This window comes from Mesorhizobium sp. M4A.F.Ca.ET.050.02.1.1, from assembly GCF_003997725.1.
GTDB lineage: Bacteria > Pseudomonadota > Alphaproteobacteria > Rhizobiales > Rhizobiaceae > Mesorhizobium.
This window is the reverse complement of record NZ_RZSG01000947.1, coordinates 1-2,068: the sequence shown is the minus strand read 5'-3', so window position 1 is coordinate 2,068 and position 2,068 is coordinate 1. Positions and strand designations below refer to the sequence as shown.

Sequence of the window (2,068 nt, the reverse complement as noted above, 5' to 3'; positions counted from 1 at the left end):
ATCGAAAAGCGCAGCGGCGTCAAGTCCTTGGCGCTCGATCTTTCGCATATCGACAAGATGGATACCGCCGGCGCCTGGCTGATCGACCGCCTGGTCAGCGCATTCGAGAAGAAGGGCGTCGAAGTTCAGATCCAGGGGCAGAGCGAGATCGCCGAGATCCTGCTCGGCGCCGTTGGCGACGCTGTCAGGCGCGAGCCCGAATCGGGTCCTGCCGGTCCGCCCAACATCATTATCCGCGGGCTGGAGGCGGTCGGCCGGCGCGTCTATGAGATGCGCGACGATTTCCTGGCCTCGATGAACATCCTGGGCGCCACCATCCGCGGCGCGCAGATGAAGCTTGGCCGCGGCCATGCCGTCAACCCGGCCGCCATCTTCAACCAGATCGACCGCATGGGCGTCGGCGCCATCCCGGTGGTGGTCCTGATGTCGGCCATCGTCGGCGCCATCGTTGCCCAGCAGGGCGCCTATCAGCTCAGCTATTTCGGCGCGGACATCTTCGTCGTCGACCTCGTCGGCGTGCTGATCCTGCGCGAACTCGGCGTGCTGATGACTGCGATCATGATCGCCGGCCGCTCCGGCAGCGCCATCACCGCCGAGATCGGCTCCATGAAGATGCGCGAGGAGGTCGACGCGCTCAAGGTCATCGGCCTGAACCCGATCGGCGTGCTGGTGTTTCCGCGCCTGGTCGCGCTGGTCATCGCGCTGCCGTGTCTCACGATCATCGCCAATTTTGCCGCCCTCGGCGGCGGCATCGTCGCCGCCTGGCTCTATTCCGACATTCCCCCGGCCGCCTTCATCGACCGGCTGCGCGTCGCCATCGATCTCAGCACCATCTTCGCAGGCCTGATCAAGGCGCCGTTCATGGCCATGATCATCGGCACCATTGCTTCCGTCGAAGGCATGAAAGTCGGCGGCAGCGCCGAATCGCTTGGCCAGCACGTAACCGCCTCCGTGGTGAAATCGATCTTCGTCGTCATCATCCTCGACGGTCTTTTTGCCATGTTCTACGCCGCGATAGAGTTCTGACATGGCGACGCGAAACGGCACCGAGGCCAAGGAAACCACCGAAAGCGAGATCGTGCTGTCCGTTCGCGACGTCACCGTCGCCCTGGATGACAAGGTGATCCTCGACAAACTGTCGCTCGACATCACCCGCGGCGAGATCCTTGGCTTCGTTGGCGCCTCGGGCGCCGGCAAATCGGTGCTGTTGCGCACCATCCTCGGCCTGCTGCACAAGCAGTCGGGCACGATCAAGCTGTTCGGCGTCGATGTCGAGAAGGCGAGCGACATTGAGCGCCTGCGCATCGATATGCGCCTTGGTGTGCTGTTCCAGCACGGCGCGCTGTTCTCGGCGCTGACAGTGCAGGAGAACGTGCAGGTGCCGATGCGCGAATACCTCGACCTGCCGAAGAAGCTGATGGACGAACTGGCGCTGCTGAAGATCGAGCTTGTCGGGCTGCCGCCTGACGCGGCGCAGAAATTCCCGTCCGAATTGTCCGGCGGCATGATCAAGCGGGCGGCACTGGCGCGCGCGCTGGCGCTCGATCCGGACATCGTCTTCCTCGACGAGCCGACATCCGGCCTCGATCCGATCAGCGCCGCCGAATTCGACGAGCTGGTGGTCAAGCTGCGCGATACGATGGATCTCACCGTCTACATGGTCACGCATGATCTCGACACGCTGTTCACCGCTTGCGACCGCGTGGCGGTGCTCGGCAAGAAGAAGGTACTGGTCGAAGGCACGATCGACGACATGCTGAAAAGCGAGGAGCCGTGGGTGAAATCCTATTTTCGCGGAAAACGTGCACGGCAACTTGATCTTGCGGCGCGCGCATAGCCATAAGTGGGGCAATGGAAACAAGAGCCAACTACGTCATTGTCGGCATCTTCACGCTGGCCGCGATCCTGGCGGCCTTCGCCTTCGTTTATTGGACGGCGGCGATCGGCGACAAGGGCGAGACGACGCTGCTTCGTGTGCGCATCCCAGGCTCGGCGTCCGGCCTCGGCCGCGGCAGTTTCGTGCTCTTCAACGGCGTCAAGGTGGGTGATGTCAGGCGCGTCTACATCG

The 2,068-nt window shown here is 63.2% G+C and carries 2 protein-coding genes and 1 pseudogene; all 3 read left to right on the top strand.

The annotated features are described in order from the left end of the window. On the top strand, positions 1–1,026 hold a 1,026-nt coding region (locus EOA33_RS33490; RefSeq protein WP_145989449.1), incomplete at its 5' end, for an ABC transporter permease. Between the two features lies 1 nt (position 1,027). Next, positions 1,028–1,837, top strand: a complete 810-nt coding sequence (locus tag EOA33_RS33485) for an ABC transporter ATP-binding protein (protein WP_126054790.1) — start codon at positions 1,028–1,030, stop codon at positions 1,835–1,837. A 14-nt stretch (positions 1,838–1,851) separates the two neighbouring features. After that, a pseudogene (locus EOA33_RS33480) lies at positions 1,852–2,068 on the top strand (MCE family protein); the annotation flags it as partial.

Excerpts from the sequence above, each read along its gene's own strand:
- EOA33_RS33485 (WP_126054790.1), top strand. The coding sequence starts at position 1,028 with ATGGCGACGCGAAACGGCACCGAGGCCAAGGAAACCACCGAAAGCGAG.